General features: G+C 59.4%; 24 protein-coding genes and 3 tRNA genes. 21 read left to right on the top strand and 6 right to left on the bottom strand.

What is annotated here, in order from left to right; genetic code table 11:
• The first annotated feature begins 254 nt into the window (after window positions 1-254).
• The 5 genes from M1E16_RS18095 to M1E16_RS18075 all read left to right on the top strand — a co-directional run bounded on the left by M1E16_RS18095 (window position 255) and on the right by M1E16_RS18075 (window position 8,046).
• The gene (locus M1E16_RS18095; protein ID WP_458128055.1) at window positions 255-1,826 is read left to right on the top strand and encodes a diguanylate cyclase; all 1,572 of its coding nucleotides are present in this window, start codon (window positions 255-257) and stop codon (window positions 1,824-1,826) included.
• 199 nt (window positions 1,827-2,025) lie between these two features.
• Entirely contained in the window at window positions 2,026-4,602 is a 2,577-nt protein-coding gene (locus M1E16_RS18090) for a bifunctional diguanylate cyclase/phosphodiesterase (RefSeq protein ID WP_458128054.1), read from the top strand.
• A gap of 70 nt (window positions 4,603-4,672) precedes the next feature.
• Window positions 4,673-5,467 carry an exodeoxyribonuclease III gene (gene xth, locus M1E16_RS18085; RefSeq protein WP_458128053.1) on the top strand — a complete coding sequence of 265 codons (795 nt, stop codon included), beginning with the start codon at window positions 4,673-4,675 and terminating at the stop codon, window positions 5,465-5,467.
• Between the two features lie 99 nt (window positions 5,468-5,566).
• Window positions 5,567-6,394, top strand: a complete 828-nt coding sequence (locus M1E16_RS18080; protein ID WP_458128052.1) for an arylamine N-acetyltransferase family protein — start codon at window positions 5,567-5,569, stop codon at window positions 6,392-6,394.
• A 131-nt stretch (window positions 6,395-6,525) separates the two neighbouring features.
• Window positions 6,526-8,046: a nucleobase:cation symporter-2 family protein gene (locus M1E16_RS18075; RefSeq protein WP_458128051.1), complete on the top strand. Its 1,521-nt coding sequence runs from the start codon at window positions 6,526-6,528 to the stop codon at window positions 8,044-8,046.
• An 80-nt stretch (window positions 8,047-8,126) separates the two neighbouring features.
• Here M1E16_RS18075 and M1E16_RS18070 read toward each other — a convergent pair whose 3' ends face one another.
• Window positions 8,127-8,495, bottom strand: coding sequence for a hypothetical protein (locus M1E16_RS18070; protein WP_434629937.1), 369 nt, complete (start codon window positions 8,493-8,495; stop codon window positions 8,127-8,129).
• A 248-nt stretch (window positions 8,496-8,743) separates the two neighbouring features.
• Here M1E16_RS18070 and M1E16_RS18065 point away from each other — a divergent pair, with 248 nt between their 5' ends.
• A complete protein-coding gene (locus M1E16_RS18065) occupies window positions 8,744-9,562 on the top strand; it encodes a shikimate 5-dehydrogenase (protein ID WP_458128050.1) in 819 nt (272 codons plus the stop codon).
• On the opposite strand, the gene M1E16_RS18060 is transcribed toward M1E16_RS18065, so the two are convergent.
• Window positions 9,563-10,213, bottom strand: a complete 651-nt coding sequence (locus M1E16_RS18060; RefSeq protein WP_458128049.1) for a YceH family protein — start codon at window positions 10,211-10,213, stop codon at window positions 9,563-9,565.
• Between the two features lie 131 nt (window positions 10,214-10,344).
• Here M1E16_RS18060 and M1E16_RS18055 point away from each other — a divergent pair, with 131 nt between their 5' ends.
• Window positions 10,345-10,854: a DUF1993 domain-containing protein gene (locus M1E16_RS18055; protein ID WP_458128048.1), complete on the top strand. Its 510-nt coding sequence runs from the start codon at window positions 10,345-10,347 to the stop codon at window positions 10,852-10,854.
• Between the two features lie 176 nt (window positions 10,855-11,030).
• On the opposite strand, the gene sstT is transcribed toward M1E16_RS18055, so the two are convergent.
• On the bottom strand, window positions 11,031-12,263 hold the full coding sequence (gene sstT, locus M1E16_RS18050; protein WP_434601272.1) for a serine/threonine transporter SstT: 1,233 nt from the start codon (window positions 12,261-12,263) through the stop codon (window positions 11,031-11,033).
• Between sstT and M1E16_RS18045 the strand changes: the two genes are divergently transcribed.
• The gene (locus M1E16_RS18045; protein WP_458128047.1) at window positions 12,262-12,399 is read left to right on the top strand and encodes a hypothetical protein; all 138 of its coding nucleotides are present in this window, start codon (window positions 12,262-12,264) and stop codon (window positions 12,397-12,399) included. The two genes, sstT and M1E16_RS18045, sit on opposite strands and share 2 nt — an antisense overlap.
• A 144-nt stretch (window positions 12,400-12,543) precedes the next feature.
• Complete coding sequence (locus tag M1E16_RS18040; protein WP_305500068.1) at window positions 12,544-13,704, top strand: MFS transporter; 1,161 nt, start codon at window positions 12,544-12,546, stop codon at window positions 13,702-13,704.
• Here M1E16_RS18040 and nhaR read toward each other — a convergent pair.
• On the bottom strand, window positions 13,701-14,597 hold the full coding sequence (gene nhaR, locus M1E16_RS18035; RefSeq protein ID WP_458128046.1) for a transcriptional activator NhaR: 897 nt from the start codon (window positions 14,595-14,597) through the stop codon (window positions 13,701-13,703). The two genes, M1E16_RS18040 and nhaR, sit on opposite strands and share 4 nt — an antisense overlap.
• A gap of 136 nt (window positions 14,598-14,733) precedes the next feature.
• Here nhaR and M1E16_RS18030 point away from each other — a divergent pair, with 136 nt between their 5' ends.
• From M1E16_RS18030 to M1E16_RS18015, 4 genes are all read left to right on the top strand, one after another.
• The gene (locus M1E16_RS18030; RefSeq protein WP_458128045.1) at window positions 14,734-14,997 is read left to right on the top strand and encodes a hypothetical protein; all 264 of its coding nucleotides are present in this window, start codon (window positions 14,734-14,736) and stop codon (window positions 14,995-14,997) included.
• A gap of 28 nt (window positions 14,998-15,025) precedes the next feature.
• Entirely contained in the window at window positions 15,026-15,775 is a 750-nt protein-coding gene (locus M1E16_RS18025) for a TerC family protein (protein WP_434573180.1), read from the top strand.
• 455 nt (window positions 15,776-16,230) lie between these two features.
• Complete coding sequence (locus M1E16_RS18020; protein WP_458128044.1) at window positions 16,231-16,908, top strand: peptidase C39 family protein; 678 nt, start codon at window positions 16,231-16,233, stop codon at window positions 16,906-16,908.
• Between the two features lie 100 nt (window positions 16,909-17,008).
• Window positions 17,009-17,212, top strand: a complete 204-nt coding sequence (locus M1E16_RS18015; protein WP_305500075.1) for a DUF6021 family protein — start codon at window positions 17,009-17,011, stop codon at window positions 17,210-17,212.
• Between the two features lie 48 nt (window positions 17,213-17,260).
• Here the strand turns inward: M1E16_RS18015 and pbpG are convergent, their stop codons facing one another.
• The gene (pbpG, locus tag M1E16_RS18010) at window positions 17,261-18,199 is read right to left on the bottom strand and encodes a D-alanyl-D-alanine endopeptidase (protein WP_458128043.1); all 939 of its coding nucleotides are present in this window, start codon (window positions 18,197-18,199) and stop codon (window positions 17,261-17,263) included.
• 357 nt (window positions 18,200-18,556) lie between these two features.
• Window positions 18,557-19,411, bottom strand: a complete 855-nt coding sequence (gene folD / locus M1E16_RS18005; protein ID WP_039589132.1) for a bifunctional methylenetetrahydrofolate dehydrogenase/methenyltetrahydrofolate cyclohydrolase FolD — start codon at window positions 19,409-19,411, stop codon at window positions 18,557-18,559.
• 281 nt (window positions 19,412-19,692) lie between these two features.
• Between folD and M1E16_RS18000 the strand changes: the two genes are divergently transcribed.
• From M1E16_RS18000 to M1E16_RS17965, 8 genes are all read left to right on the top strand, one after another.
• Window positions 19,693-19,769: transfer RNA gene (locus M1E16_RS18000), tRNA-Arg, on the top strand.
• Window positions 19,770-19,810: 41 nt separating this feature from the next.
• A tRNA-His gene (locus M1E16_RS17995) sits at window positions 19,811-19,886 on the top strand.
• Window positions 19,887-19,944: 58 nt separating this feature from the next.
• Window positions 19,945-20,029, top strand: a tRNA-Leu gene (locus M1E16_RS17990).
• 416 nt (window positions 20,030-20,445) lie between these two features.
• Window positions 20,446-21,756 (top strand): trigger factor, encoded by a 1,311-nt coding sequence (tig, locus tag M1E16_RS17985; RefSeq protein ID WP_434573186.1) that lies wholly within the window; start codon window positions 20,446-20,448, stop codon window positions 21,754-21,756.
• Between the two features lie 92 nt (window positions 21,757-21,848).
• The gene (gene clpP / locus M1E16_RS17980; RefSeq protein ID WP_030140021.1) at window positions 21,849-22,484 is read left to right on the top strand and encodes an ATP-dependent Clp endopeptidase proteolytic subunit ClpP; all 636 of its coding nucleotides are present in this window, start codon (window positions 21,849-21,851) and stop codon (window positions 22,482-22,484) included.
• 112 nt (window positions 22,485-22,596) lie between these two features.
• Window positions 22,597-23,880: an ATP-dependent Clp protease ATP-binding subunit ClpX gene (gene clpX, locus M1E16_RS17975; protein ID WP_024778305.1), complete on the top strand. Its 1,284-nt coding sequence runs from the start codon at window positions 22,597-22,599 to the stop codon at window positions 23,878-23,880.
• A 161-nt stretch (window positions 23,881-24,041) separates the two neighbouring features.
• Window positions 24,042-26,438: an endopeptidase La gene (lon, locus tag M1E16_RS17970; RefSeq protein ID WP_305500081.1), complete on the top strand. Its 2,397-nt coding sequence runs from the start codon at window positions 24,042-24,044 to the stop codon at window positions 26,436-26,438.
• Window positions 26,439-26,586: 148 nt separating this feature from the next.
• Window positions 26,587-26,859, top strand: coding sequence for an HU family DNA-binding protein (locus M1E16_RS17965; protein WP_008077714.1), 273 nt, complete (start codon window positions 26,587-26,589; stop codon window positions 26,857-26,859).
• The last annotated feature ends 84 nt before the right edge of the window (window positions 26,860-26,943 follow it).

The raw sequence follows: 26,943 nt of genomic DNA, 5'->3' as shown, positions 1-26,943 counted from the left end.
GGGCCTTGATATAAAGGCCACCTACGTTATGGGGCGAGACACGTTTTAGATAGCCCCCGGTAAGGTTCGCGTGTAAAAAAAACGCGCCAAGGGGCGGCGGAATTGCCAGATGATGAGGGGGATTTTGGATCCACTGCGCCATCCATCGACTTCGCCCCACTGGCAAATTGCCGGCCTCCAAGCGGTACGCTAAGCTCACGAATATTGGGGGCTTTGAGCGTTTTGCTCATGCTTTGCCCTCTTCAGGAATTCGCTTGCCTATCCCCATCAACGATCCGCTCCATGCGCCCGGCGGCACCCTCAAGCGCCTGCCATTGCTCAAGGCTGCGGTGGCATTTATTGCGGCGGTTTGCCTGTGCCTCTGCGGTTTGCTCTATCTGCAACTGGAGCAATCTCGTCGTCACGACCTGGAGTCGGCGCGGATTGCTTCGGCCAACCTTACCCGTGCCATGGCCCAGCAGGCCCAGGATACTTTCCTGCAGGCCGATCTCGTGCTCGGCAGCCTGGCAGACGGGATTCAGATCGATGGCTACGGCCCGGCCGTGCGCGCGCGCCTGCAACAGACATTCGCCCGGCGCGTGCAATCTCTGGAACAACTGCATGGCCTGTTTCTGTTCGACAAGAGCGGCCAGTGGATCATCACCTCGTTTGAAAAGCTGCACCGGGGATCCGGTATCGCGGATCGCGAGTATTTCCAGTTTCACCAGGAGAATGCCTCGCTCGTCGCCCATATCGGCCCGGCGATCCGCAGCCGGCAGAACGGCGAATGGATCATCCCCGTTTCCCGTCGGCTGAATGACCGCAAAGGCAATTTCCAGGGCGTGCTGATGGCCGGGATCAAAATGTCGTATTTCGACCAGTTCCTGAAGAGTTTTAATCTCGATGACCAAGGCGAGATGGCCCTGGCGTTGTCCGATGGGACTTTGCTGGCGCGCCGGCCCTTCGACGAGGCGCTGATTGGTGCGTCCATGGCGCGGCATCATATTTTCCAGCACGATCCGGTGGTGGGGGCTTCCGGCGATGAGATGATCCGCTCCGACACCGATAATATCGTCAGGCTCTATGGCCATCGGCATCTGCAAGCCTACCCACTGGTGGTCGTTGCCGCGATGTCCGAGTCAGCGATCCTGGCGGGCTGGTATGACCGGGCGGTGCAATCGAGCCTGATCGTGGCCTTGGTGGTGCTGGGTATCTGTCTGTTTGGCTGGGTTTTCGTGCATCAGGTGCGTAACAGCGAGCGGATTGAAGCGGACCTGCGCAAGGCCCAGCAAGCGCTGGAGCTGATCGCCACTCATGACAGCCTGACCGGGCTGGCGAACCGCCGGCTGTTCGAGCGGGCCCTGGGCATCGAGTTCGGCCGAGGCGCCCGCCAGCGCAGCCCCCTGAGCCTGATCATGCTCGACATCGATTTTTTCAAGCGCTACAACGATACCTACGGGCATGTCGCGGGTGATCATTGCCTGGCGGAGGTCGCGAAGGTGCTCAAGGACTGCTGTCATCGCAAGGCCGACCTGGCGGTGCGTTTTGGTGGCGAAGAGTTTGCTGTCCTGCTGCCCGATACCAACCTGCACGGCGCCATGGCATTGGCCGAACAGATCCGCCGCCGCGTCATCGACAGGCAGATTACCCATTCGGCTGCCCCCTCCGGCTACCTGACGGTGAGCCTGGGTTGCCATGCCTTCGTGCCCAGCAGCCTGGACAGTACGGAAGTCTTCATCCAGCGAGCCGATGCGGCGCTGTATCAGGCCAAACACAGCGGTCGCAACTGTGTCGCGGCGTTGTCCAGGGAAGACTCGTTCGATGCGCTGGAGCGTTCCGATCGCTGAGATTCGTCGGAATCATCGGCGGCGGATCGAGGTCCATTGTTCAACCCACAGGCGGCGCGTAGCCCTTTTCGTCAAACTCTGTAGGCTCGCCAACTGACGCGGCAGCGGCTGCTAAGGTTAAGAAAACCCAAGGGTCAAACGCAGTTCATGCAGTGAAGTTTGCACGGCGAAGCCAACGCCGTAGGACAGGAGCAGGTCAATGGACACCGCTGCCGATATCCCCCCTGACGTCACGCGTCACACGCCGATTACCCGTCGCCTGGTGGTGGCGGTCGGCGTGCTGTTCGTAATGGGTGTCCTGATGGCTGTCGCCGCGCTGTTCAACATTGCGCAAAAGCTGGACGCGGACGACGTGGGCAAGACCCACTTCTACATTGAGCGCGCGCTCGAGAATCGCATCACCGCGTCGAAAAACTACATGGCCAGTTACGCCTACTGGACTACCGGCTATGAGCGTCTTAACGGCGAGGTCGATGTGCAATGGGCCTATGCCGAACAGAACATCGGCAAGACCCTGTTCACCAACGATGAATACGAAGGGGTGTTCGTCATCGACCGTGAACGCACCAAATATGCGGTGGTGCGGGGACAAAATGTCCAGGCAGAGGCGACGGCCTACATCGATACACCGCTGAGGGACCTTGTCGATCAGCTCCAGGCGCAACCGGACCTGACCAGGCCCATGATCCGCTACACCTTGTTCGAAGGCTGGCCGGCCATCGTCACGGCTTCGGTGATCCTGCCCAACGACGAACGTCCTCAGGTCGAGGCCAAGGGGACGTCGGTGCTGCTTTTTGTCGACCAGCTGACGCCGGTCAAGCTTCGCAAGGTAGGCAAGAGCTACGGCCTGAACGAATTGAACCTGGTGAAAGATACGGCGCTGGCGCCCGGTCAGCCAGCCGTACCGCTGGATAGCACCGGTTACAGCCTGGTATCCCGGCTGGAGCGGCCAGGCCACCAATTGTTGTGGTCCCTGGTTCCGCCATTGGGCGGGGCGTTGCTGATCCTGGCGTTGCTCACCGCTTATTTTTTCCGCTATGCCATGCGTACCGCTCGACAGGTGGACGCCAGCTACGACAGCCTGGAAACCTCAAAGCAGGCGCTCCAGGCGAGCGAAGAACGCTTCCGTGCCGTGGCGGAGGCGGCGTCGGACTGGATATGGGAAATCGACAGCCAGCAGCGCATCACCTATCTGTCGGGGCGCTTCAACACCGTTACCGGTTTTTCCGATCAGCAATGGCTGGGACAGGACATCGAACAGTTGCTGTATTGCGACACCACGCCGATTGCCTTGTGGCTGGGCAAACTGGTCGAAGAACAGAATGCCAGCAACCTGCGGTGTTCCTACCGCGACCATTCCGGACAGTTGCGATTTTGTCGGGTATCGGCGCGGCCGATCTACGACAAGGCCGTGGTAACGGGCTATCGCGGCACCGCCAGCGACATCACCGATGAAGTGGCCGCCCACGCCCAGGTCCAGCATCTGTCGATGCACGATGCGCTGACCGGCTTGCCGAATCGAAACAAGTTGGCCCGGCACCTGGACGATGCATTGCTTGCCAAGGAGCATTCCGTACCGCTGGCCTTGCTGATGGTGGATCTGGATAACTTCAAGCCGATCAACGATTCACTGGGCCACCCGGCCGGCGATGCGGTGCTGCTGGAAGTGGCCCAGCGCCTGCGCGACTGCACCCGAGAGCACGATCTGGTGGCGCGCCTGGGTGGGGATGAGTTCGTGGTGGTGCTCAGCGGAGTGGAGCACTCCACCGAAATCGACCGGTTTTGCGCACGGCTGATCGACAGCCTGCAGCAACCGATCCATTACGAGACCCATTCGTTGCACATTGGCGCCAGCATCGGCATTGCCGTAAGCCGGCGCCAAGGTTATGTGCCGGGCGAGTTGATCCGTTGCGCCGACATCGCCCTGTACCAGGCCAAATCCGAGGGCAAGAAGACCTGGTGCTACTTCGCCTCGCACATGAACGATCAGATCCAGCATCGTCGCCAGCTGGAAAGCGACCTCCGCCAGGCATTGAAGAAAAACGAATTCGTCCTGCATTTTCAGCCTCGCTATACCGTGGATGGCAAGACCATCGTCGCTGTCGAGGCGCTGGTCCGTTGGCAACATCCGACCCAAGGCTTGCTGGGGCCCGACGCGTTTATCCCGCTGGCCGAGCAAACCGACCTGATTGTCCCGCTTGGGCGTTGGGTGTTACGCGAGGCCTGCGAAACCGCGTTGACCTGGCCGGGCGAGCTGATGGTTTCGGTCAACCTCTCGCCTGCGCAATTCGAACGCAGCGATGTGGTCGAGGACGTGCGCCAGGTATTGATCGAAACCCACTTCCCGGCGAGTCGCCTGGAGCTGGAAATCACCGAGAACGTCATGCTGAACGATGTAGACGGTGCGCTCCAGGTCATGAATGCGCTCAAGGAGCTGGGGGTGCGCCTGAACATGGATGATTTTGGTACCGGCTATTCGTCGCTCGGTTATTTGCGCACCTATCCGTTTGATGGCATCAAGATCGACAAGCGCTTCATCGCCTCCATGGGCAACAGCAGCAACGACCGCGCCGTGGTCCAGGCGATCATCAACCTGGGCAAGGCCATGGGCCTGACAGTCACCGCCGAAGGTGTCGAAACCCTGGCCCAACTGGGCACGCTGGGTTCGGATGAATGCCACGAGGTGCAAGGCTATTTTCTCAGCCGCCCCATCGACAAGCAGGCGTTCGCGCATCTGCTGGAGAGCGCTCCGCCCCTGTCGAAAACCGGCTCCTGAGCGGTTGTTGCAACCTCCGCGGCTTGTCATCGGTCACAGCTAGTACTTTGGTTTTTCGAGTTGCCTGCCCATGAAAAAGCTGCGAATCGCGACCTTCAATATCAACGGTATCCGGGCTCGGCTGCCCAACCTGCTGGAGTGGCTGGAGCGGGAGAAACCCGACATCGTCTGCTTGCAGGAGTTGAAGGCTGCCGATAAGGATTTCCCGGCGGCGGAGCTTGAGTCGGCCGGGTACGGGTCGATCTGGCACGGCCAGGCTTCCTGGAATGGCGTCGCGATCCTGGCCCGCGATGCGCAACCGCTGGAGAGTCGGCGCGGCCTGCCGGGCGGAGAGGAAGACAGTCACAGTCGGTATATCGAGGCAGCCGTGCATGGCGTCCTGGTAGGTTGCCTTTATCTGCCCAACGGCAATCCGCAGCCTGGTCCGAAGTTCGACTACAAGCTGGCATGGTTCGAGCGGCTGATCGATTATGCCCAGGGACTACAAGCCAGCGATCACCCGGTGGTGCTGGCGGGCGACTACAACGTGGTGCCCACTGACTTCGACATCTACAACCCACGCTCCTGGCTCAAGGATGCCCTGTTGCAGCCGGAAAGCCGCGAGCGATACCAGCGCCTGCTGGACCAGGGCTGGACGGATGCGCTGCGACATCTCTACCCGCAAGAACGGATCTATACGTTCTGGGACTATTTCCGCCAGCACTGGCAAAAAAACTCCGGGTTACGTATCGACCACCTGTTGCTCAACCCTGCCGCCAGTGCCTACCTGAGCGAGGCGGGGGTGGATGCCTGGGTCAGGAACCAGCCACACCCCAGCGACCATGCCCCGACGTGGATTCGTCTGTCTTCGCGCAAGCACCGTTGAAGCCGCCGGATCATTGTCCACCCAGGGGAAATGCCTTATACCTGTGCCAACGGCGGGGTGCCTGCACAAGCCCTGCACCTGAACAGGAAAGGACACCCCATGAACCAAGCTCGACTGAGTGATTGCGGTCGTTATCTGCGGCGCCTGGGTTTCGACACGGCGCCACCCCCGACGCTCGATTCGTTGCGCCAGTTGCAGTGGCGTCATACGGCCGAGTTCCCCTTCGAAACCCTTGCGACGCTGCTGGGGCAGCCGGTGCCGATCGACCTTGAGTCGGTGGAACGAAAAATCTTCGAGCAAGGGCGCGGCGGTTATTGCTACGAGCTCAATCAGCTATTCCTGGCCCTTTTGCAGGACCTGGGCTTCGAGGCCCGCGGCATTACCGGGCGAGTAGTGATGAACGCACCTGAAGGCGCCTGGACCGCACGCACCCATCGCTTGAGCCTGGTGACGCTTGACGGCGTGCGCTATGTAACCGACGTCGGCTTCGGTGGCATGGTGCCGACCGCGCCATTGTTGCTGGACTGTCGCGAGGTCCAGGCCACTCCTCACGAGCCATACCGCATCGAGACCACTGAAGACGGCTACATGCTGCGCGCCAACGTAGGAGGCGAATGGCGGCCGATGTACCTGTTCGACCTGCAGCGCCAGGAAGAGATCGATTACATCGTCGGCAATTGGTACGTCTGCAGTCATCCGGATTCCCCGTTCAAGGACCGGTTGATGGTCGCCCGCACGGGCGACGGGTTGCGCAAGACCCTCAACGGCAACAGCTACGCCGTGCACCGGATCGGGCACGAAAGCGAGCGACGCACAATCATGGACGCCGATGAGTTGATCGACCTGCTGGAAACGGAGTTCGGGCTGCGGGTGCCGCCACGGGAACTGCTGCGGCCGGCGCTGGAAGGGCTGATAGCGCGAAGTTGAATGCAATCTGGTTCGGGATTTGCAACCTGGTCTGTGATCCGTGCGCAACAAGTTGTATACAATTCTATGGACATTTGTCCTGACTTTTGAATACAGTGTGCGCATAACAAAAAACAGGGAACCCCCGAACCATGAAAACGCCCCATGTTTCACTCCCACGGCCCGAGGACGAAAACCTTGGCGTCGGCGCGAATATGGCTTACGGCCTGCAACATGTGTTGACCATGTACGGCGGCATCGTCGCGGTGCCCTTGATCATCGGCCAGGCGGCCGGCTTGTCGCCGGCGGACATCGGTCTGCTGATCGCCGCGTCATTGTTCGCGGGAGGGCTGGCGACGTTGCTGCAAACGCTTGGCCTGCCGTTCTTTGGCTGCCAGTTGCCGCTGGTGCAGGGCGTTTCGTTCTCCGGCGTCGCGACCATGGTGGCGATCGTTGGAACCGGCGGGGAAGGGGGCTTCCAGGCCATCCTTGGTGCGGTAATCGCGGCGTCCCTGATCGGCTTGTTGATCACTCCAGTATTCTCGCGCATCACCCGGTTCTTCCCGCCGCTGGTCACCGGCATCGTCATCACCACCATAGGCCTGACGCTGATGCCGGTGGCGGCGCGCTGGGCCATGGGCGGCAACAGCCACGCCGCGGATTTCGGCAGCATGGCGAACATCGGCCTGGCTGCGCTGACCCTGGTACTGGTGCTGGTACTGAGCAAAATGGGCAGTGCGACGATTTCCCGCCTGTCGATCCTGCTGGCGATGGTCATCGGCACCGTCATCGCGGTATTCCTCGGCATGGCGGATTTTTCGTCCGTCAGCGAAGGCCCGATGTTCGGGTTTCCAACGCCGTTCCACTTCGGCATGCCGACTTTCCATATCGCCGCGATCCTGTCGATGTGCATCGTGATCATGGTGACGCTGGTGGAAACCTCCGCTGACATCCTGGCGGTGGGGGAAATCATCGACACCAAGGTCGATTCCCGCCGTCTGGGCAATGGTCTGCGAGCCGATATGCTGTCGAGCATGATCGCCCCGATCTTTGGCTCCTTCACCCAGAGTGCCTTTGCCCAGAACGTCGGGCTGGTGGCGGTGACCGGTATCAAGAGCCGTTTTGTCGTGGCAACTGGCGGGATATTCCTGGTGGTGCTCGGGCTGCTGCCATTCATGGGGCGGGTGATCGCCGCCGTGCCGACCTCGGTGCTCGGTGGTGCTGGTATCGTGCTGTTCGGTACGGTTGCCGCCAGTGGTATCCGAACCCTGTCGAAGGTTGACTACCGCAACAACGTCAACCTGATCATCGTCGCCACTTCCATTGGCTTCGGCATGATCCCGATCGCCGCACCGAACTTCTACGACCATTTCCCCAGCTGGTTCGCGACGATCTTCCATTCGGGGATCAGTTCTTCGGCAATCATGGCAATTATCCTGAACCTGGCGTTCAACCATTTCACCACCGGCAACTCCGACCAGCAGTCAGTTTTTGCCGCCGGTACCGAGCGGGTGCTGCGCTACCAGGACCTGGCTGCACTGCGTGAGGGCGATTATTTCAGCGACGGAAAATTGCATGACTGCGACGGCAACGAGATTCCAGTGGTGGCGGAACCCGCCCACTCGCCGGAAGAGCACGGCCCGGTGCGGCTGAAGAGCAGCGAGCACGTCTGATCTGGCGATCGCCAAGGAGTGGAAACAAAAGCAGCCGGTGATCATCGATCACCGGCTGCTTTTTTATGACCCTGAACGGATTACCAGCGACCGTAATGGCCGCGCGGCGGGCCATCGTAATAGCCCCGTGGTGGCCCGTAATACACCGGCGCCGGGCGATAGTAGACCGGGCGCTCGATGTATACCGGTTGCGGCGCGTAATAGACCGGTGGCGGTTGCTGCACATAGACAGGTTGTTGCACGTAGACCGGTTGTGGCTGGACATACACCGGTTGCTGGACATAAACCGGTCGGTCGCGGCTGATGAGCGCGGAGCCGACAATGGCCGAGCCGACGATTGCACCAAACACCGCGGGACCCTCCCAACCACCGCGACCATGGGCGGATGCCTGGCCGGTGACCGCGAGTGCCCCCACGAGCAGGGCGATAATGGGAAGTTTGCGTTTCATGGCGATTCCTCGTTCCGGCCCCGGCGCCTGTGGCCTGCGACAGACCCGATTAGGGGCGCGGGGATACTTGCTCTGACAGCGATTTTCCCAGGATTTGCACCGCCGTTGGGTAAATATTGTGTAAGGTCTGTGGCTGATTTTTTTACAGCGGATGGCGAGTCGCTGCGCTGCGCCCGAGGTCTGAGCATCGAACAGGACCGGTCGGTACGGCGATCGCGTTTATCCGAAAGTGTTTCAAGGAGACGAGCATGCAGATGAACCCCAACAAAGATACCCAGCTGTGCATCTCACTATCGGGGCGCCCTGGCAATTTCGGCCTGCGCTTTCATAATCATCTCTATGAACAACTGGGCCTGAATTTTTACTACAAGGCGTTCAGCAGTCGCGACCTGCCGGGTGCGGTGCGTGGCATTCGCGCCTTGGGCATCCGCGGGTGCGGCGTGTCGATGCCGTTCAAGGAGGCCTGCATCGCCCTGGTCGATGAGTTGGATCCTTCCGCCGCCGCGATCCAGTCGATCAACACCATCGTCAACACTGACGGCCATCTGAAGGCCTACAACACCGACTACATTGCCGTCGCCCAATTGCTGCAGACCCATGCCGTACCCAAGGATTCGACTTTCGCCCTGCGTGGCAGCGGCGGCATGGCCAAGGCGGTCGCCAGTGCCTTGCGCGATGGCGGCTATAAAAATGGCCTGATCGTCGCCCGCAACGAAACCACCGGCCGAGCCCTGGCCGACTCCCTGGGATACGAATGGCAAGCCGAGCTGGGCGATCGCCGGCCACAAATGCTGATCAACGTGACGCCGATCGGCATGGCCGGCGGTCCTGAAGCGGGCCACCTGGCGTTCGAGCCCGATGCCCTCGTGGCAGCCGAGACGGTATTCGACGTGGTGGCGATTCCGTCGGAAACGCCGTTGATCGTCCGGGCCCGGGCAGAAGGCAAGCGGGTCATCACCGGGCTGGAGGTGATCGCGATCCAGGCCTTGGAGCAGTTTGTGCTGTACACGGGCGTGCGGCCCAACCTGGAGCAATTCGACAAGGCCGTGGCTTTCGCCCGGTCCTGATTACTCCAGGCGCGCCAGACGCTCCTCCAGCGCGGCGATCCGGGCTTCGAGCTCTTCAAGGCGTTCCAGTGACACGCCGCTGCCGGCGCCACCGCGTTCTACCGGGTATTGGCGGGCGGCGAGGATGGCCTCGATGTCCGCGGGGTCGCCCATGGCATGCATGTAGCGGTCTTCACGCTGGCCGGCCTGGCGCGGCACCAGCAGCGCCAGGCCTCGGGCGATCAGGCGCTCAAGCTGATGCACAACCTGCTCGGTGTCTTCGAAATCATGCATGCGGCCGCTGCGGGTCAGCAGTTCATTGACGGTCTGTGGGCCGCGCAGGAACAGCAATCCCATCAGGATCACCTGGGCCGGCACCAGCTCCAGCGCTTTGTCGACCCGGTGCTCCCAGCGGTCGGCGCGGCTGCCCATGACCAGCCGGGTAAAACCGCGGCCTTCCAGGGCCCGCAAGCTCTGGCCGACCTGGCCCGGACTGAGATTCGTCACCGGTTCGCGGCTGGTCTTCTGGTTGCAGGCCAGCACTAGCGCGTTGAGGGTGAGAGGGTAGGTCTCGGGGTTGGTGGCCTGTTTTTCGATCAGGGCGCCAAGGATGCGGATTTCCGTGCTGTTGAGCCGTGGTTCTTCGGCCTGGCTTTGTTCTTCGATGCTCATTGCGCGTTTCCCTATGCCGTGGAAGCCGCCTAGCCTAATCCTTGCGTAATAAAAGACAAGGAGCGCAACAAGGCGTGGCTATAATCGCCGACGTTTGATTTGTTTCCTCCTACCACCCGCATGAGATCGCCATGACTATTTCCCTGTACGCCGCCTCCGTCCCGGTTTTCAAACAGATGCTCAACGCCCTGGGTGATGTGCTGAACAAGGCCGAAGCCCACGCCACCGCGAAAAACATCGATCCGAACGCTTTCCTGCAAGCACGCCTGTTCCCGGACATGTTCCCGCTGGTGCGTCAGGTGCAGATCGCCGTCGACTTCGCCAAGGGCGTGTCCGCGCGCCTGGCCGAGATCGAAGTGCCAAAATATGACGACAGCGAGACCACCTTCGCTGAGCTGCAAGCGCTGATCGCCAAGGTGCTGGCCTTCATCGACGGCATCAGCCCCGAGCAGATCGATGGCAAGGAAGGCATTGAAATTGTCACCCGTCCGGGCACCCCGAAGGAAAAACGCTTCAGCGGTCAAACCTACCTGCTGACCTACGGCCTGCCGCAGTTCTTCTTCCACGTCACCACCACTTATGCACTGCTGCGTCACAACGGCGTGGAAGTAGGCAAGCGCGATTACATGGGCGCGTTCTAAACCCGCGAGCATGAAAAAGCCCGGGACGGTGTGAGCCGTTCCGGGCTTTTTTGTGGTTGTCTGTCAGGTCATCAGCGCCTGTTGCGCCGCTTCGCGAGCAGGCTCGCTCCCACAGGAATCAATGATTGCGCAGGGTCCTTGTGGGAGCGAGCCTGCTCGCGATGAAGACGCACGGTTTATGCAGTACGCCGCGCCCGCTCTTCTTCACCCAGGCAAGCCGCCGCCGTGAACAGCACATCCGTGGACGAGTTGAGCGCGGTTTCAGCTGAATCCTGCAGCACGCCGATGATGAACCCTACCGCGACCACTTGCATGGCGATTTCGCTGGGGATGCCAAACAGGCTGCACGCCAGGGGAATCAACAGCAGCGAACCGCCGGCGACCCCGGACGCGCCGCAGGCGCAGATGGCGGCGACGACACTGAGCAATACGGCCGTGGGCACATCCACCACGATGCCCAGGGTATGTACGGCCGCCAGCGTCAACACGGTGATCGTAATGGCGGCCCCGGCCATGTTGATGGTGGCGCCCAGCGGGATCGAGACCGAGTAGGTGTCTTCGTGCAGGCCGAGGCGCTTGCTCAGCTCCAGGTTCACGGGAATGTTGGCCGCCGAGCTGCGCGTGAAGAACGCGGTGATGCCGCTTTCACGCAGGCAGGTGAACACCAGCGGGAAGGGGTTGCGACGCAGTTTCCAGAGCACGATGAGCGGGTTGACCACCAGTGCCACGAACAGCATGCAGCCGATCAGCACGGTCAACAGGTGCAGGTAACCGAGCAGCGCACCAAAGCCGGAGGTGGCCAGGGTCGAGGCTACCAGGCCGAAAATACCCAGCGGGGCGAAGCGGATGACCAGCCGCACAATCACGGTCACGCCATTGGACAAGTCTTCGAGTACGGTGCGCGTGGTTTCGCCGGCATGGCGAATGGCAATACCCATGCCGATGGCCCAGGCCAGGATGCCGATGAAGTTACCGTCCATCAGCGCTCGAACGGGGTTGTCCACCACGCTGAGCAACAGGCTCTGCAGCACTTCACTGATCCCGCCGGGCGCGGTAACGGCAACGTCCTGGGCGCTCAGCACCAGGCTCGAGGGAAACAGCGTGCTGGCAATGACCGCGACCACGGCCGCAGCGAAAGTGCCCAGCAGATAAAGGAAGAGGATCGGGCGGATATGGGTTTCCTGGCCATGCTTATGGTTGGCGATCGACGCCATGACCAGCACGAACACCAGGATCGGCGCCACGGCCTTGAGCGCCGACACAAAGACCTTGCCGATGAACGCCGTGGATTTCGCCACGTCAGGGGCCAGCCACGCCAGGACAATGCCGGCGATCAGGCCGATGACAATTTGCGTCACCAGGCTGGTGCGTTTGAAGCGGTGCAGAAGGGAAGAGGACACAGCAGTCATGACGGTATCTCTGATTTTTTATGTGCAACGGTCCGTCAATCAGGACAACAAGCGGGCAGGCCGCATGATCGGGACCGAAAAGAGTGTGGAGCATTTGCAGGCCGCGGACTTTATCACAGCCCGGCGAAAAATCTGACGGACCTGTGACGATCCGTCACCTGCCTGTTTATCTGCTTTTTTCTAACGGCCCCAATCTGTTAGGCTTTGCCACTCTCACCTCATTTGTTTTCCAGCGGGCCCTTGGGCTAACGCTGGTGTCGTCGTTTTGTTGGAGTTCTGCATGCTGTTGCCCATCTTCCTGTTGTCCGCCGCGGGCTTCACGGTGCTGACCACGGAATTCATCATTGTCGGCCTGTTGCCAGCCATCGCCCGGGACCTGCAAGTCACCATCCCTCAGGCTGGACTGCTGGTGACTTTGTTCGCATTTACTGTCGCGGCGTTCGGGCCGTTCCTGACCGCATGGTTTGCCCGTGTCGAGCGGCGCCGGCTGTTTATCAGCGTGCTGGTGATGTTCGGCCTGGCCAACACTTTGGCGGCGCTGGCGCCGAACATCTGGGTCATGGCCATTGCCCGGTTGGTCCCGGCATTGGGCCTGCCGGTATTCTGGGCGTTGGCCAGTGAAACCGCGGTGGACATCGTCGGGCCGCAGTTTGCCGGGCGAGCCATCGCGCGGATCGGCTTCGGCATCGTCTGCGCCACGGTATTCGGCATTCCGGTCGGCACCCTGATCTCCGACGCATTCGGCTGGCGCAGCGCTTTTGCAATCCTGGCGGTCATCGCGTTTGCCAAGGCGCTGCTGCTGTTTATCTACCTGCCGAAAACCAATCTGCACCAGCATCAAGTGAGCTTTCGCTCGCAATTCAAGATCCTGCGCAGCCCCCTGATGCAGGGGCATGTGCTGCTGTCGATCCTGGTATTCAGCGGCATGTTTACCGCCTATACCTATCTGGCGGATATCCTCGAACGCCTGGCCGGGTTCGACGGTACGCTCGTGGGTTGGTGCCTGATGGGCTTCGGGGCCGTGGGCCTGCTCGGCAACTCCCTGGGTGGTCGCGCGGTAGACCGGCATCCGCTGATCGCCTCAATGGTGTTCTGCCTGTTCATGATCGGCGGCATGGTGGCGCTGGTGCCGAGCATTCATTCGACACTGGGGTTGGCCGCCGCGATGGGTATCTGGGGCGTGACCCAGGCGGCGCTGTTCCTGGTCAGCCATGTGCGGCTGATGAAAGCGGCCCCTGAAGCGCCGGCGTTTGCTGCTTCGCTGAACATCGCCGGGGCCAACCTGGGCATTGGCCTGGGGGCGTTGGTGGGCGGCCGAGTCATCGATACGCTGGGCCTGGGCAGCGTCGGTTTCGCCGCGGCCGGATTCATCCTGGTATCGATCCTGCTGGCGCTGTTGCTGATGACGTTCAAGCCGCGCAATGCCTGCGCTGATTGCTAGGCGCTGAACAGCTCGCGGCGTGCCCCTTCGGCAATTGCGACGATGCCAGGGTGGCTGACCTTGCGTTCCACGGAAATGGCGTAGAACGACTCGCTCACTGCCTCGGTCTGGCCGATGACCTGCACCCCATATTGCCGCTTGACCTCTTCGGCAATCACGCTGGGACCGATAAAAATCCCGCTGCCTGACTGGCCGAATGCCTGCATCAACGCGCTGTCGTCGAACTCGCCGACAATCCGCGGCTGGATCTGCAGTTCGGCGAACCAGCGTTGCAGGCGGCTGCGTACGACGGTTTCCGGTCCCGGGATCAGCAGCGGGGCGTCATGCAGGCCATGGGGAAAATTCTGCCCATGACGATCGGCCAGCGCGGCGGTGGCAAAAAAGCTGATCCCACATTCTCCAAGCTTCTGGCTGTAGCCCTTGATATCCAGGTGAGTCGGCATCGGGCTGTCGGAAATCACCAGGTCCAGGCGTTGGATTGCCAGGTCCGCCAGCAGCCGTTCGAGCTTGTCCTCGCGACAGGTGATACGCAGTGGCTCGCTCAGTTCCATGGTCGGGGCCAGCAGCCGATAGACGATGGACTTGGGCACGACATCCGCCACCCCGACCCGAAACAGTGTCTGCTGCTCGTTGGGCTGGGCGCGCAATATCAATTCCAGTTCGCCGCCGAGTTGGAACATGTGTTCGGCGTAAGGCAACGTCTGGCGACCGGCTTCTGTCAGCTCCAACTGGCGCCCGACGCGCTGGAACAATTTGATGTTGTAGGTCTGTTCGAACAGGGATATCTGCCCGCTGATGGTTTGCGGGGTCAGGTTCAATTGCTCACAGGCGCGCACGATGCTGCCGGTTTTTGCCACTACCCAGAAATAATGCAGCTGTCGATAATTGAGCATGGTTTTCGCCGATTCGTAAATACCGAAGTATAGCCGCTGAAAATACGAATTTTCCTGAAGTATCAGCCTCTCTAGAATGCCGGGCCATCGGTGAGCCATCTTTGTGCTCCGTCCATTTTTTGAAGAGGCACTGTCCATGACGTATAAATCCTTGGGTCTTGCAGCCTTCCTGTCGCTGTCATCGATAGCGCTCGTGGGTTGTGAACAAGCGGAAAAAAGCGCCCAGCAGTTGGCCCAGCAACTTAAGGAACAAGCAGTCGAAACGGCCAAGCAGGCAATCGACGATACTCACAAGGCTGCCGAACAGGCCATCAGCGAGGCTACCGGTGGGCTGATAAGCCCCAAAAAAGAGTCGGAGAAAGACGCTGAAGAATCCGAATCCTCCACCAAGACCATCTAACCCCGTCATATCGAGTCAGGACTGACCCATGGATTATCTGTTACAGCTTGCCGCCAGCCCCACCGCCTGGATTGCCTTGGCCACCTTGGTCGTCATGGAAATCGTGCTTGGCATCGACAACCTGATCTTCATTTCGATCTTGACCAACAAGCTGCCCGAACAGCATCGCGCCAAGGCGCGGCGGATCGGTATCGGCATGGCGCTGATCCTGCGCCTGGGCCTGCTGAGCACCATCGCGTTCATTGTCCAGTTGACGGAACCCGTCATCGAAATCCTTGGCCAGGCCTTTTCCTGGAAGGACATGATCCTCATCGCCGGTGGCCTGTTCCTGTTGTGGAAGGCGACCACCGAGATCCATCACAGCATGGACCCGGCGCCGAACGATCCCAAGTCGGCCACATCGGGCGTGACCCTCGGGTTCGCTGCTGCGATCGGTCAGATCCTGATGCTCGACCTGGTGTTTTCCATCGACAGCATCATTACCGCGGTGGGTATGACCGAACACTTGCCGATCATGATCATCGCCGTGGTGGTTTCGGTGCTGGTGATGCTGCTGGCCGCCGAGCCGTTGGCGAAGTTCATCAATGACAACCCCACCGTGGTCATGTTAGCCCTGGGCTTCCTGATCATGATCGGCATGACCCTGATCGCCGAAGGTTTCGGTGCCCATGTGCCCAAGGGCTATATCTACGCGGCCATGGCTTTCTCGGCGGCGATCGAGGTGCTGAACATGTTGTCCCGACGCGCCAGGGAGAAAGCGCTCGTCGACAAAGCCTGATACCAGGCAGACAAAAGCCGCCCGGGTCCAAGGCCCGGGCGGCTTTTTCATGCGCGGCGATAATGTCAGTGTGCGGTGGCGTGGCGCCTGGCGGGTTTGGAGGGCCGTTTCGCTTGAGGGGAAGGTGCGTGATGATGGCGCCGGGCGATCCGCAGTACGCCCCACAACATGGCCGTCGCTACGCTCAGCCAGCCAAATATCAGCATCAGAATAGTCGTCGTCAGGCTCATCTGTGCCTCCTTCAGCCCGGACTCGGGCAATGCACTCATTACAATGGACAGTCTAGCCGCTCGAGTGTTACGAGCAGTCGATCGCCGGCAGTGGCGACGGATCGGTTCGTTCTATCGCGGTTGTGAAACTCTTGCTTGTGGCTATACCCAGGCGGGCGCGCACTTTATGATCGTCGGCCCAAGCCCGGCCCGGGTGCCGGGTCTGCCTGAACAAGAGAGTCATTAATGGTGCCGGTAATTTCATCTTTTCGATCACTGGTAGTGGCGCTGACCTGTGCCGCCGTCCTGGCGGGGTGCGCGGGGGGCGTATCGCCGCAGATAAAGCGTCTGCCCGAGCGGGTCGAACTCAACAGCGTGCCGTTCTTTCGCGGCGAGATGTATCAGGGCGCGCCGCAATCATTGGCCGCCCTGTTGACCTTGCAAGGAACGGTCATCACGCCCGGGTTGCTGGAGAAACCGTTACACCTGCCCGGTGGCGAGGCGCGTTTGCAGCAGAGTCTGCAAACCCTGGCACGTGAATACGGACTGGTCGTCTATCCCCTCGACAAGGAGCTCGCGGCGTTGCTCGAACAGGTGGCGGCGGGTTATCCCGTGCTGTTGCGCTACACCGAGGGTTCGGCGTTCTGGTCCGGGCCACGCTACGCGATCCTGGCTGGTTACAACCGACAAAAACGTACCGTGCTGCTGCGGTCGGGGATGAACCGGCGGTCGTTGATGAGTTTCGATGCATTCGAATCGGCGTTCAAAGGCGCGGGCGGTTGGGCGGTGTTGATCCAGCAACCCACGCAACTTCCGGCCAACGTTGACTCCCAGCGCTGGCTGAAGGCCGCTGACGAGTTGGCCGGGGCAGGGCAGGAACAGGCCGCCGCGCGGGCCACCAAGGCGCTGGGCTCCGCACGCTGAGTCGCGTCCCCGTTCGTCAGCTTTCGGGCACGACCTCGCATGCCTCGGGTTCTTATCGTCAGGGCCTGGAATTTCCGGGCCATGATTCAAGGAGGCAACCATGGCACAGTCGAAAACACCATCAGGGCCGCATTCTTCCGAGCATTCATCCGGTGATGATGACTTGGGGTTCGATCCGGACTCGCCGGATCTCGACGATCCGCAAGTGGACCCGGTAGGGCCGGCCAAGGCGCCCCGGGACGAGGAGGATGAGGAACCACCTTCTTCGAGAGCCTATGACCCACTGGGTAACCTTAAGCCCTGACGAAAATAGCCCCGACGAGTCGGGGCTATCTGTTTGCGCCTGGCCGAATTATTTTGACGCTTCTACCACGCCACTCTGGCGGCTTTTGAGGTTTTTGGCGGCCTTGTATTGCAAGGCCACGGCCGGGACACTGGCGCTTTTGCCTGTCTCGACCCAGCTGCGAATACGGCTGGCATCGGCAAAATGAGTGTATTTGCCGAACGCGTCGAGAATCACCAGCGCCATCGGGCGATTACCCATTTTTGTCACCAGCACCAGGCAATGACCGGCCTGGTTGGTGAAGCCGGTCTTGGTCAACTGAATGTCCCAGTTGGCCTTGTGGACCAGATGATCGGTGTTGCGAAAGCCCAGGCTGTAGGCCGGCTTGCGGAACGTCACGGTCTTTTCCTTGGTGGTACTCAATTCGCTCAGCAATGGATACTTGCGAGCGGCGATCAACAGCTTGGTCAGGTCCCTGGCGGTCGAGACGTTGTGAATGGACAGGCCGGTGGGCTCGACATAGTGGGTGCTGGACATGCCCAGCGCCTTGGCCTTGGCGTTCATCGCCGCAATGAACGCCGCGTAGCCGCCCGGATAATGATGGGCGAGGCTGGCGGCGGCGCGGTTCTCCGACGACATCAGGGCGATCAGCAGCGTGTCCCGGCGTGACAGTTCGCTGTTGAGCTTGACCCGGGAAAACACACCTTTCATTTCCGGCGTGTTGGCGATAGTCATGGAAATGTATTCGTCCAGGTTCTGCCTGGCGTCCAGCACGATCAGGCCGGTCATCAACTTGGTCACCGATGCGATCGGCACCACGACGTCCGGATTGCTCGAATAGACCACCTTGTCCGTCTGCAGATCCAGCAGGATCGCACTGCCGGAGGCGACCTGCAGTTTTGAAGTGTCTCGTGGCGGGGCAATGGTTTCCTGCGCGCTGATGTTCTGCGTGATGAAGGTGCCCGTGAAAAGGAACAACAGGCTGAGGATCGAAAGACGGATTTTCACGCGAGTAGACTCGATGGAGTTGAAGGTGCTGTCGAGCAGCGGCTTGTTGAAAAAGCGCCGCATTTTAGGAGTATGGGCGACGTCAGCGCTATATGCCTGTGCCGTCGGGCGCATCAATAAATAAAGTTTAATGAAGGCGATTCTGGCGAATCGGATCTGAAAAATTTGTAAATTGGCAGATTCGGGGGCGCGCTGCACGGGCCAACGTTCGCCGATCAGGGATCAGATGACAAAATACTGTGGGAGCGAGCCTGCTCGCGATAGCGGTGTCTCTGCCAGCATTGATGTCGGCTGATCCCAAGCTATCGCGAGCAGGCTCGCTCCCACAGGGTTTGTGGCTGAGTTGAAACGGCTAATTCAGCTATGCAGCGTCTCGGCCGCATAAAGGGTGTTTTCCAACAGGCAGGCCCGGGTCATCGGTCCTACGCCGCCGGGTACCGGCGTGATCCAGCCGGCGCGGGGCAGGGCGGTCTCATAGACCACGTCGCCCACCAGCTTGCCGTCGTCCTGGCGGTTGATGCCGACGTCGATGACGATGGCGCCTTCCTTGATCCATTCGCCTTTGACCAGGCCCGGCTTGCCGGCGGCCACCACCACCAGGTCAGCCCGACCGACGTGGCCCGCCAGGTCCTTGGTGAAGCGATGGGTCACGGTGACGGTACAGCCAGCGAGCAGCAATTCCATGGCCATCGGCCGGCCGACGATGTTGGAGGCGCCCACGACCACGGCATCGAGCCCGTAAAGATCCACGCCAGTGCTTTCCAGCAAGGTCATGATGCCCTTGGGCGTGCACGGGCGCAGCAATGGGATGCGTTGAGCGAGGCGACCGACGTTATAAGGATGGAAACCGTCGACGTCCTTGTCCGGGCGGATACGCTCCAGCAGTTTAGAGGCGTCAAGGTGTTCGGGCAGCGGTAGCTGGAGCAGCACGCCATCGATGTTCGGATCGTCATTGAGGCGGTCGATCAGATCGGCCAGCGCTTGCTGAGTGGTTTCGGAAGGCAGGTCGTAGGCCTGGGAAAGGAAGCCGACCTCTTCACAGTCTTTACGCTTGTGCGAGACATAAACCTGAGAGGCAGGATCGCTGCCGACCAGGATCACCGCAAGGCCGGGCGTGCGCAGGCCTTGCTGGCGGCGCTCGGTGACTCGTTGGGCGATCTGCTGGCGCAGGCTGGCGGCGATCGATTTGCCGTCGATAAGTTGTGCAGTCATTGCGCGTGGTTAACCATCGAGAGGGGAAAAAAAGAGAACGCATTCTCGCATGCCAAGGCTTGAGGGCAAAGGCGCTTGGTCTGCAAATTCCCCTAAGCCCTTTAATTAAATGAATTTTTTTTAAAAAAGAGTTGACGACCTATCGGGCCGTCTATAACATTCGTCGCACTTGTCGGGCACAGCCTAGCACTGGTTAAGAAGGTTGAGCGGAGTTGGTAGTTTAAACTCGGCAAAACTGAAAGCACTTAGTTTGTAATCGTCCAAGAATACAGATTAAAAAGGCGCCCGTAGCTCAGCTGGATAGAGCATCCGCCTTCTAAGCGGATGGTCGCAGGTTCGAGTCCTGCCGGGTGCGCCAATTAGGCAGCTTTGGCACAAGTAACGCTACAAGGCAATATGGTGGGCGTAGCTCAGTTGGTAGAGCACGGGATTGTGACTCCCGTTGTCGTGGGTTCGATCCCCATCGTCCACCCCATATTCTAGAAAGGCGCCAGATCTAACAATCTGGCGCCTTTGCTTTAAAAGCTTGATACGCGGATGTGGTGGAATTGGTAGACACACTGGATTTAGGTTCCAGCGCCGCAAGGTGTGAGAGTTCGAGTCTCTCCGTCCGCACCATACAAGTCGCTATTTAATTAGCAGAGAACGGCGCAGAACCTGAGAAGGGGCTGCGCCGTTTTTGTTTTCACCGGTTACGTGTCGGCGTCGCTCCTTGGGGCGCGCGCGGCGGCAGTGTTCGCGATTGTGTTTCGCGATGATACTCGGCATGCCCGTCGGTCTTTTTATAAAAGGCCGCATGCCAAGCGCGCGGTTGCGGTGCTTCTATATAGGGAGGTGCTGCGCAGAGCCTTGGCGGTGATCGACTGTATTAGCAAACCGGGCGGGGCATGAACCATGGCCCTGCTTATAAATTCGGCGTCTGTTTCCTGCGTGTTTTCAGTAGGGTGACTTCTTGAGTTTGACCTACTAGAATGCATGCCCTTGATTCTGGGGTCGGAAACGCCCGGCCAACGTCTGTGCAACGAGGAATATCCATGCAAGTTTCTGTTGAAAATACTTCTGCTCTTGAGCGCCGCATGAGCATCACCGTGCCAGCTGAGCGTATCGAGACTCAGGTCAACAAGCGTCTGCAGCAGACTGCCCAAAAGGCCAAAATCCCAGGTTTCCGCCCAGGCAAAGTGCCAATGAGCGTGATCCGTCAGCGTTACGAAGCTGATGCGCGCCAGGAAGCCGTGGGCGACGTGATCCAGTCTTCGTTCTACGAAGCGGTGGTCGAGCAGAAGCTGAACCCGGCTGGCGCTCCCTCCGTCGAGCCTAAAGTGCTGGAAAAAGGCAAGGACCTCGAGTTCGTTGCCACGTTTGAAGTGTTCCCCGAGTTCACCGTCGCCGGTTTCGAGTCCATTGCCGTCGAGCGCCTGAGCGCTGACGTTTCGGATGCCGACCTGGACAAGATGCTCGACATCCTGCGCAAGCAGAACACCCGTTTCGAAGCCACTGATCGTGCCGCCCAGAACGAAGACCAGCTGAACATCGATTTCGTCGGCAAGGTCGACGGTGAAGTGTTCGCTGGCGGTTCCGCCAAGGCTACCCAGCTGGTGCTGGGCTCCGGTCGCATGATCCCGGGCTTCGAAGACGGCCTGGTTGGCGCCAAGGCTGGCGAAGAGCGCGTTCTGAACGTGACCTTCCCAGAGGACTATCAGAACCTGGATCTGGCCGGCAAAGCCGCCGAATTCACCGTGACCGTCAACAGCATTTCCGAGCCTAAGCTGCCTGAGCTGAACGAAGAGTTCTTCGCCCAGTTCGGTATCAAGGAAACCGGACTGGAAGGTTTCCGCGCCGAAGTTCGCAAGAACATGGAGCGCGAGCTGCGTCAGGCCATCAAGTCCAAGGTCAAGAACCAGGTCATGGACGGTCTGCTGGCCTCCAACCCGATCGAAGTGCCGAAGGCTCTGCTGGACAACGAAGTGAACCGTCTGCGCGTGCAGGCCGTTCAGCAGTTCGGTGGCAACATCAAGCCTGACCAACTGCCCGCCGAACTCTTCGAAGAGCAAGCCAAGCGCCGCGTCGTGCTGGGCCTGATCGTCGCTGAAGTGGTCAAGCAGTTCGAACTCAAGCCTGACGAAGCCCGCGTTCGCGAGCTGATCCAGGAAATGGCCTCGGCTTACCAAGAGCCTGAGCAGGTAGTGTCCTGGTACTACAAGAACGAGCAGCAGCTGAACGAAGTCCGTTCGGTTGTGCTGGAAGAGCAAGTTGTGGATACTGTTCTGCAGAAAGCTAGCGTGACCGACAAAGCGGTCTCTTACGAAGAAGCGGTCAAGCCGGTGGAAGCTCCACAAGCCGATTGATGGTTCTGCGGTAAGAAATACACACCATAAGCCAGCCTTCGCGCTGGCTTATGCGTATTCAAGACATAACTATTTGGGAGTGACTGCGAGACATGTCCCGCAATTCTTTTTATCAGCAGAGCTCTGACATCCAGGCCGCAGGCGGCCTGGTCCCTATGGTTATCGAGCAGTCCGCCCGTGGCGAACGTGCCTATGACATCTATTCGCGTCTGCTCAAGGAGCGAGTGATCTTTTTGGTAGGTCCGGTAGAGGACTACATGGCCAACCTGATCTGTGCACAACTGCTGTTCCTTGAAGCCGAAAACCCGGACAAGGACATCCATCTCTATATCAACTCCCCGGGCGGTTCGGTGACGGCGGGAATGTCGATCTACGACACCATGCAGTTCATCAAGCCTAACGTTTCGACGACCTGCATCGGTCAGGCGTGCAGCATGGGTGCGTTTTTGCTGACCGCCGGTGCCCAAGGCAAGCGTTACTGCCTGCCGAATTCCCGCGTGATGATTCACCAGCCTTTGGGCGGTTTCCAGGGCCAGGCATCTGATATCGAAATCCATGCCAAGGAAATCCTCTTCATCCGCGAGCGCCTCAACACGTTGATGGCCAAGCACAGCGGGCGCACGCTTGAAGAAATCGAGCGCGATACCAATCGCGACAATTTCATGAGCGCTGAAGCCGCACGTGAATATGGTCTGATCGATGAAGTGATCAGCCAGCGCCCCGCTTAAAATAAGCAGCTCAAAATAAGGTTGATCGGCAGGTCCGATCATCTGCGGGCTTGAAAAAGCCCGCAATTGCCTTCATCTTGTGTTGCAAGCCTATCGGATTTGGATCGATCGAATGACTGACACCCGCAACGGCGAGGACAACGGCAAACTGCTCTATTGCTCCTTCTGTGGCAAAAGCCAGCATGAAGTACGCAAATTGATTGCCGGCCCCTCGGTCTTCATTTGCGACGAGTGCGTCGACCTGTGCAATGACATCATCCGCGAGGAGGTGCAGGAAGCCCAGGCCGAAAGCAGCGCGCATAAGTTGCCTTCGCCCAAAGAAATCAGCGGCATCCTTGACCAGTATGTAATCGGTCAGGAGCGCGCGAAAAAGGTACTGGCCGTAGCGGTGTACAACCACTACAAGCGCCTGAACCAGCGTGACAAGAAGAATGACGAAGTCGAACTCGGCAAGAGCAACATCCTGCTGATCGGCCCGACAGGCTCGGGTAAGACCCTGCTTGCCGAAACCCTGGCCCGTTTGCTGAACGTTCCGTTCACCATCGCCGACGCAACCACCCTCACCGAGGCGGGTTATGTGGGTGAGGACGTCGAGAACATCATTCAGAAACTGCTGCAGAAGTGCGACTACGACGTGGAAAAGGCCCAGATGGGCATTGTCTACATCGATGAAATCGACAAGATTTCCCGCAAGTCCGACAACCCGTCCATCACCCGGGATGTTTCCGGCGAGGGCGTGCAGCAGGCCTTGCTCAAGTTGATCGAAGGCACGGTCGCTTCCGTTCCGCCACAAGGCGGTCGCAAGCACCCGCAGCAGGAATTCCTGCAGGTCGACACACGTAACATCCTGTTCATCTGCGGTGGTGCGTTCTCCGGCCTGGAAAAGGTCATCCAGAACCGTTCCACCCGTGGCGGTATCGGCTTCAACGCCGAGGTTCGCAGCAAGGAAGAGGGCAAGAAGGTCGGTGAATCCCTGCGTGAAGTCGAGCCTGACGATCTGGTCAAGTTCGGCTTGATTCCGGAATTCGTCGGTCGTCTGCCGGTCCTGGCGACACTGGACGAGCTGGATGAAGCTGCGTTGATGCAGATTCTGACCGAGCCGAAAAACGCCCTGACCAAGCAATATGCCAAGCTGTTCGAAATGGAAGGCGTAGACCTCGAATTCCGTTCCGACGCGCTGAAATCCGTCGCCAAGCGTGCCCTGGAGCGTAAAACCGGTGCCCGTGGGTTGCGTTCGATTCTCGAAGGCGTATTGCTCGATACGATGTACGAAATCCCCTCGCAATCCGAGGTGAGTAAAGTCGTCATCGACGAAAGCGTCATAGAAGGCAAGTCCAAGCCACTGTATATCTACGAAAACAGTGAGCCGGCTGCCAAGGCTGCGCCGGACGCATAAGTGTCCCGCTGTCGGAATAAAGGAGGGGCCTTCGGGCCCCTTTGCTATTAGCGCGTTTTAGACGTGTCTTAGCGCTTGTTTTTTTTGAAGGCTGCCCCCATCTTGGTTTCAAGCTTACTTCCATCTGTTCACGGCCTTACGGCCGCCGTAGAGGCGAAATCATGAAGACAACCATCGAATTGCCTCTCCTGCCATTGCGCGATGTCGTGGTATATCCGCACATGGTTATCCCGCTGTTCGTGGGGCGCGAGAAGTCCATCGAAGCCCTCGAGGCCGCGATGACGGGTGATAAGCAGATTCTTCTGATCGCTCAGAGAAACCCTGCCGACGATGATCCCGGTGAAGACGCACTTTATCGCGTAGGTACGATTGCAACGGTCCTGCAACTGCTCAAGCTTCCTGACGGCACCGTCAAGGTCCTGGTCGAGGGCGAACAGCGCGGGGCGGTCGAGCGTTTCAGCGAAGTGGACGGGCATTGCCGTGCCGAGGTGTCGCTGATCGACGAAGTCGAGGCGCCGGAGCGTGAGTCGGAGGTTTTTGTCCGCAGCCTGCTGTCGCAGTTCGAACAGTATGTGCAGTTGGGCAAGAAGGTGCCTGCCGAGGTCCTGTCGTCGCTCAACAGCATCGACGAGCCAGGACGCCTGGTCGATACGATGGCGGCCCACATGGCCCTCAAGATCGAGCAGAAGCAGGAAATCCTCGAGATTATCGAGTTGTCGGCGCGTGTCGAGCACGTACTGGCATTGCTCGACGGCGAAATCGACCTGCTGCAGGTTGAAAAACGCATTCGTGGTCGCGTCAAGAAACAGATGGAGCGCAGTCAGCGTGAGTACTATCTGAATGAGCAGATGAAGGCCATTCAGAAAGAGCTCGGCGATGGCGACGAAGGTCACAACGAAATCGAAGAGCTGAAGAAGCGCATCGATGCCGCTGGCCTGCCAAAGGATGCGCTCGCCAAGGCCCAGGCCGAGCTGAACAAGCTCAAGCAGATGTCGCCGATGTCTGCCGAAGCCACCGTGGTGCGTTCCTACATCGACTGGCTGGTCCAGGTGCCGTGGAAAGCCCAGAGCAAAGTCCGCCTGGACCTGGCGCGTGCCGAGGACATCCTCGATGCGGACCATTACGGCCTGGAAGAAGTCAAGGAACGCATCCTTGAATACCTCGCCGTGCAGAAACGCGTGAAGAAGATTCGTGGCCCGGTCCTGTGCCTGGTCGGTCCTCCGGGTGTCGGTAAGACTTCCCTGGCGGAATCGATCGCCCACGCCACCAACCGCAAATTTGTGCGAATGGCGCTTGGCGGGGTGCGTGACGAGGCGGAAATTCGTGGGCATCGCCGCACGTACATCGGTTCCATGCCAGGAAGATTGATTCAAAAGATGACGAAGGTGGGTGTACGCAACCCGCTGTTCCTTTTAGATGAAATCGACAAGATGGGCAGCGATATGCGTGGTGATCCTGCGTCTGCGTTGCTTGAGGTGCTCGATCCCGAGCAGAATCACAATTTCAACGATCACTATCTGGAAGTCGACTACGACCTCTCCGACGTGATGTTCCTGTGCACCTCCAACTCAATGAATATCCCGCCAGCGTTGCTGGACCGGATGGAGGTGATTCGTCTGCCGGGCTACACCGAAGACGAGAAGATCAACATCGCCGTCAAGTACCTTTCGCCCAAGCAGATCCAGGCCAACGGCTTGAAAAAGGGTGAGCTGGAATTTGACGAGGAGGCGATTCGCGACATCATTCGTTACTACACCCGTGAAGCCGGTGTGCGTGGTCTCGAGCGGCAGATTGCCAAGGTCTGCCGCAAGGCGGTCAAGGAGCACGCGCTGGAAAAACGCTTCGCGGTCAAGGTGACATCCGACCTGCTGGAGCACTTCCTCGGTGTGCGCAAGTTCCGCTACGGGCTCGCCGAGCAACAGGACCAGATCGGTCAGGTGACCGGCCTCGCGTGGACGCAGGTCGGCGGCGAGTTGCTGACCATTGAAGCCGCCGTGGTTCCGGGCAAGGGCCAATTGATCAAGACCGGTTCCCTTGGCGATGTCATGGTGGAGTCGATCACCGCGGCGCTGACAGTTGTGCGCAGCCGTGCGCGCAGCCTGGGCATTCCCCTGGATTTCCATGAGAAGCGGGACACGCATATCCACATGCCGGAGGGGGCTACACCCAAGGATGGACCGAGCGCCGGCGTGGGCATGTGCACCGCCCTGGTTTCTGCATTGACCGGCATTCCGGTGCGTGCGGATGTCGCCATGACCGGTGAAATCACCCTGCGTGGCCAGGTCCTGGCGATTGGCGGCCTGAAAGAAAAACTTCTGGCAGCTCACCGTGGCGGGATCAAGATTGTGATCATTCCGGAAGAGAATGTCCGTGATCTCAAGGAAATTCCCGACAACATCAAGCAGGATCTTCAGATCAAACCGGTTAAATGGATTGACGAAGTCCTGCAAATTGCGCTGCAATACGCGCCGGAGCCCTTGCCGGATGTGGCTCCGGAGATTGTCGCAAAGGAAGAAAAGCGAGAGTCTGACTCTAAGGAAAGAATTAGCACGCATTAATACGCATTTGCCTGGGGGGCTTCCTTGACAGTTTTTTAGAGCCCTTGTTATAAAGCGGCTCTTAAGTGTCTGCAGGCCATTCAGCACTCGTTTTTGCTTTCACCAAAAAAACTTAGAATCATCTCAAATAGATATAAGGGGACTTAGAGTGAACAAGTCGGAACTGATTGATGCTATCGCTGCATCCGCTGATATCCCGAAAGCTGCTGCTGGCCGTGCGCTGGACGCTGTAATCGAATCCGTCACTGGCGCTCTCAAGGCTGGCGACTCTGTTGTTCTGGTGGGTTTCGGTACTTTCTCCGTTACCGATCGTCCAGCTCGTGTTGGTCGCAACCCGCAGACTGGCAAGACGCTGCAAATCGCGGCTGCCAAAAAGCCAGGCTTCAAAGCTGGTAAAGCGCTGAAAGAAGCCGTCAACTAAGGTTTCATTGAGTTTATCCGGGTCGGGGTCATGCCTGGCTTGGCAGCGGAGCGGTAATGCAGCCGGCACAAACGGGCTGTCACG

The organism is Pseudomonas sp. Z2-11 (genome assembly GCF_054161305.1).
Note: the sequence above shows the minus strand (reverse complement) of the source record. Positions and strands in the feature narration are given on the sequence as shown.

Coding starts and splice junctions, on each gene's coding strand:
- M1E16_RS18090 (WP_458128054.1), top strand. CDS start 2,026: ATGGACACCGCTGCCGATATCCCCCCTGACGTCACGCGTCACACGCCG.
- xth (WP_458128053.1), top strand. CDS start 4,673: ATGAAAAAGCTGCGAATCGCGACCTTCAATATCAACGGTATCCGGGCT.
- M1E16_RS18080 (WP_458128052.1), top strand. CDS start 5,567: ATGAACCAAGCTCGACTGAGTGATTGCGGTCGTTATCTGCGGCGCCTG.
- M1E16_RS18075 (WP_458128051.1), top strand. CDS start 6,526: ATGAAAACGCCCCATGTTTCACTCCCACGGCCCGAGGACGAAAACCTT.
- M1E16_RS18070 (WP_434629937.1), bottom strand. CDS start 8,495: ATGAAACGCAAACTTCCCATTATCGCCCTGCTCGTGGGGGCACTCGCG.
- M1E16_RS18065 (WP_458128050.1), top strand. CDS start 8,744: ATGCAGATGAACCCCAACAAAGATACCCAGCTGTGCATCTCACTATCG.
- M1E16_RS18060 (WP_458128049.1), bottom strand. CDS start 10,213: ATGAGCATCGAAGAACAAAGCCAGGCCGAAGAACCACGGCTCAACAGC.
- M1E16_RS18055 (WP_458128048.1), top strand. CDS start 10,345: ATGACTATTTCCCTGTACGCCGCCTCCGTCCCGGTTTTCAAACAGATG.
- M1E16_RS18045 (WP_458128047.1), top strand. CDS start 12,262: ATGACGGTATCTCTGATTTTTTATGTGCAACGGTCCGTCAATCAGGAC.
- sstT (WP_434601272.1), bottom strand. CDS start 12,263: ATGACTGCTGTGTCCTCTTCCCTTCTGCACCGCTTCAAACGCACCAGC.
- M1E16_RS18040 (WP_305500068.1), top strand. CDS start 12,544: ATGCTGTTGCCCATCTTCCTGTTGTCCGCCGCGGGCTTCACGGTGCTG.
- nhaR (WP_458128046.1), bottom strand. CDS start 14,597: ATGCTCAATTATCGACAGCTGCATTATTTCTGGGTAGTGGCAAAAACC.
- M1E16_RS18030 (WP_458128045.1), top strand. CDS start 14,734: ATGACGTATAAATCCTTGGGTCTTGCAGCCTTCCTGTCGCTGTCATCG.
- M1E16_RS18025 (WP_434573180.1), top strand. CDS start 15,026: ATGGATTATCTGTTACAGCTTGCCGCCAGCCCCACCGCCTGGATTGCC.
- M1E16_RS18020 (WP_458128044.1), top strand. CDS start 16,231: ATGGTGCCGGTAATTTCATCTTTTCGATCACTGGTAGTGGCGCTGACC.
- M1E16_RS18015 (WP_305500075.1), top strand. CDS start 17,009: ATGGCACAGTCGAAAACACCATCAGGGCCGCATTCTTCCGAGCATTCA.
- folD (WP_039589132.1), bottom strand. CDS start 19,411: ATGACTGCACAACTTATCGACGGCAAATCGATCGCCGCCAGCCTGCGC.
- tig (WP_434573186.1), top strand. CDS start 20,446: ATGCAAGTTTCTGTTGAAAATACTTCTGCTCTTGAGCGCCGCATGAGC.
- clpP (WP_030140021.1), top strand. CDS start 21,849: ATGTCCCGCAATTCTTTTTATCAGCAGAGCTCTGACATCCAGGCCGCA.
- clpX (WP_024778305.1), top strand. CDS start 22,597: ATGACTGACACCCGCAACGGCGAGGACAACGGCAAACTGCTCTATTGC.
- lon (WP_305500081.1), top strand. CDS start 24,042: ATGAAGACAACCATCGAATTGCCTCTCCTGCCATTGCGCGATGTCGTG.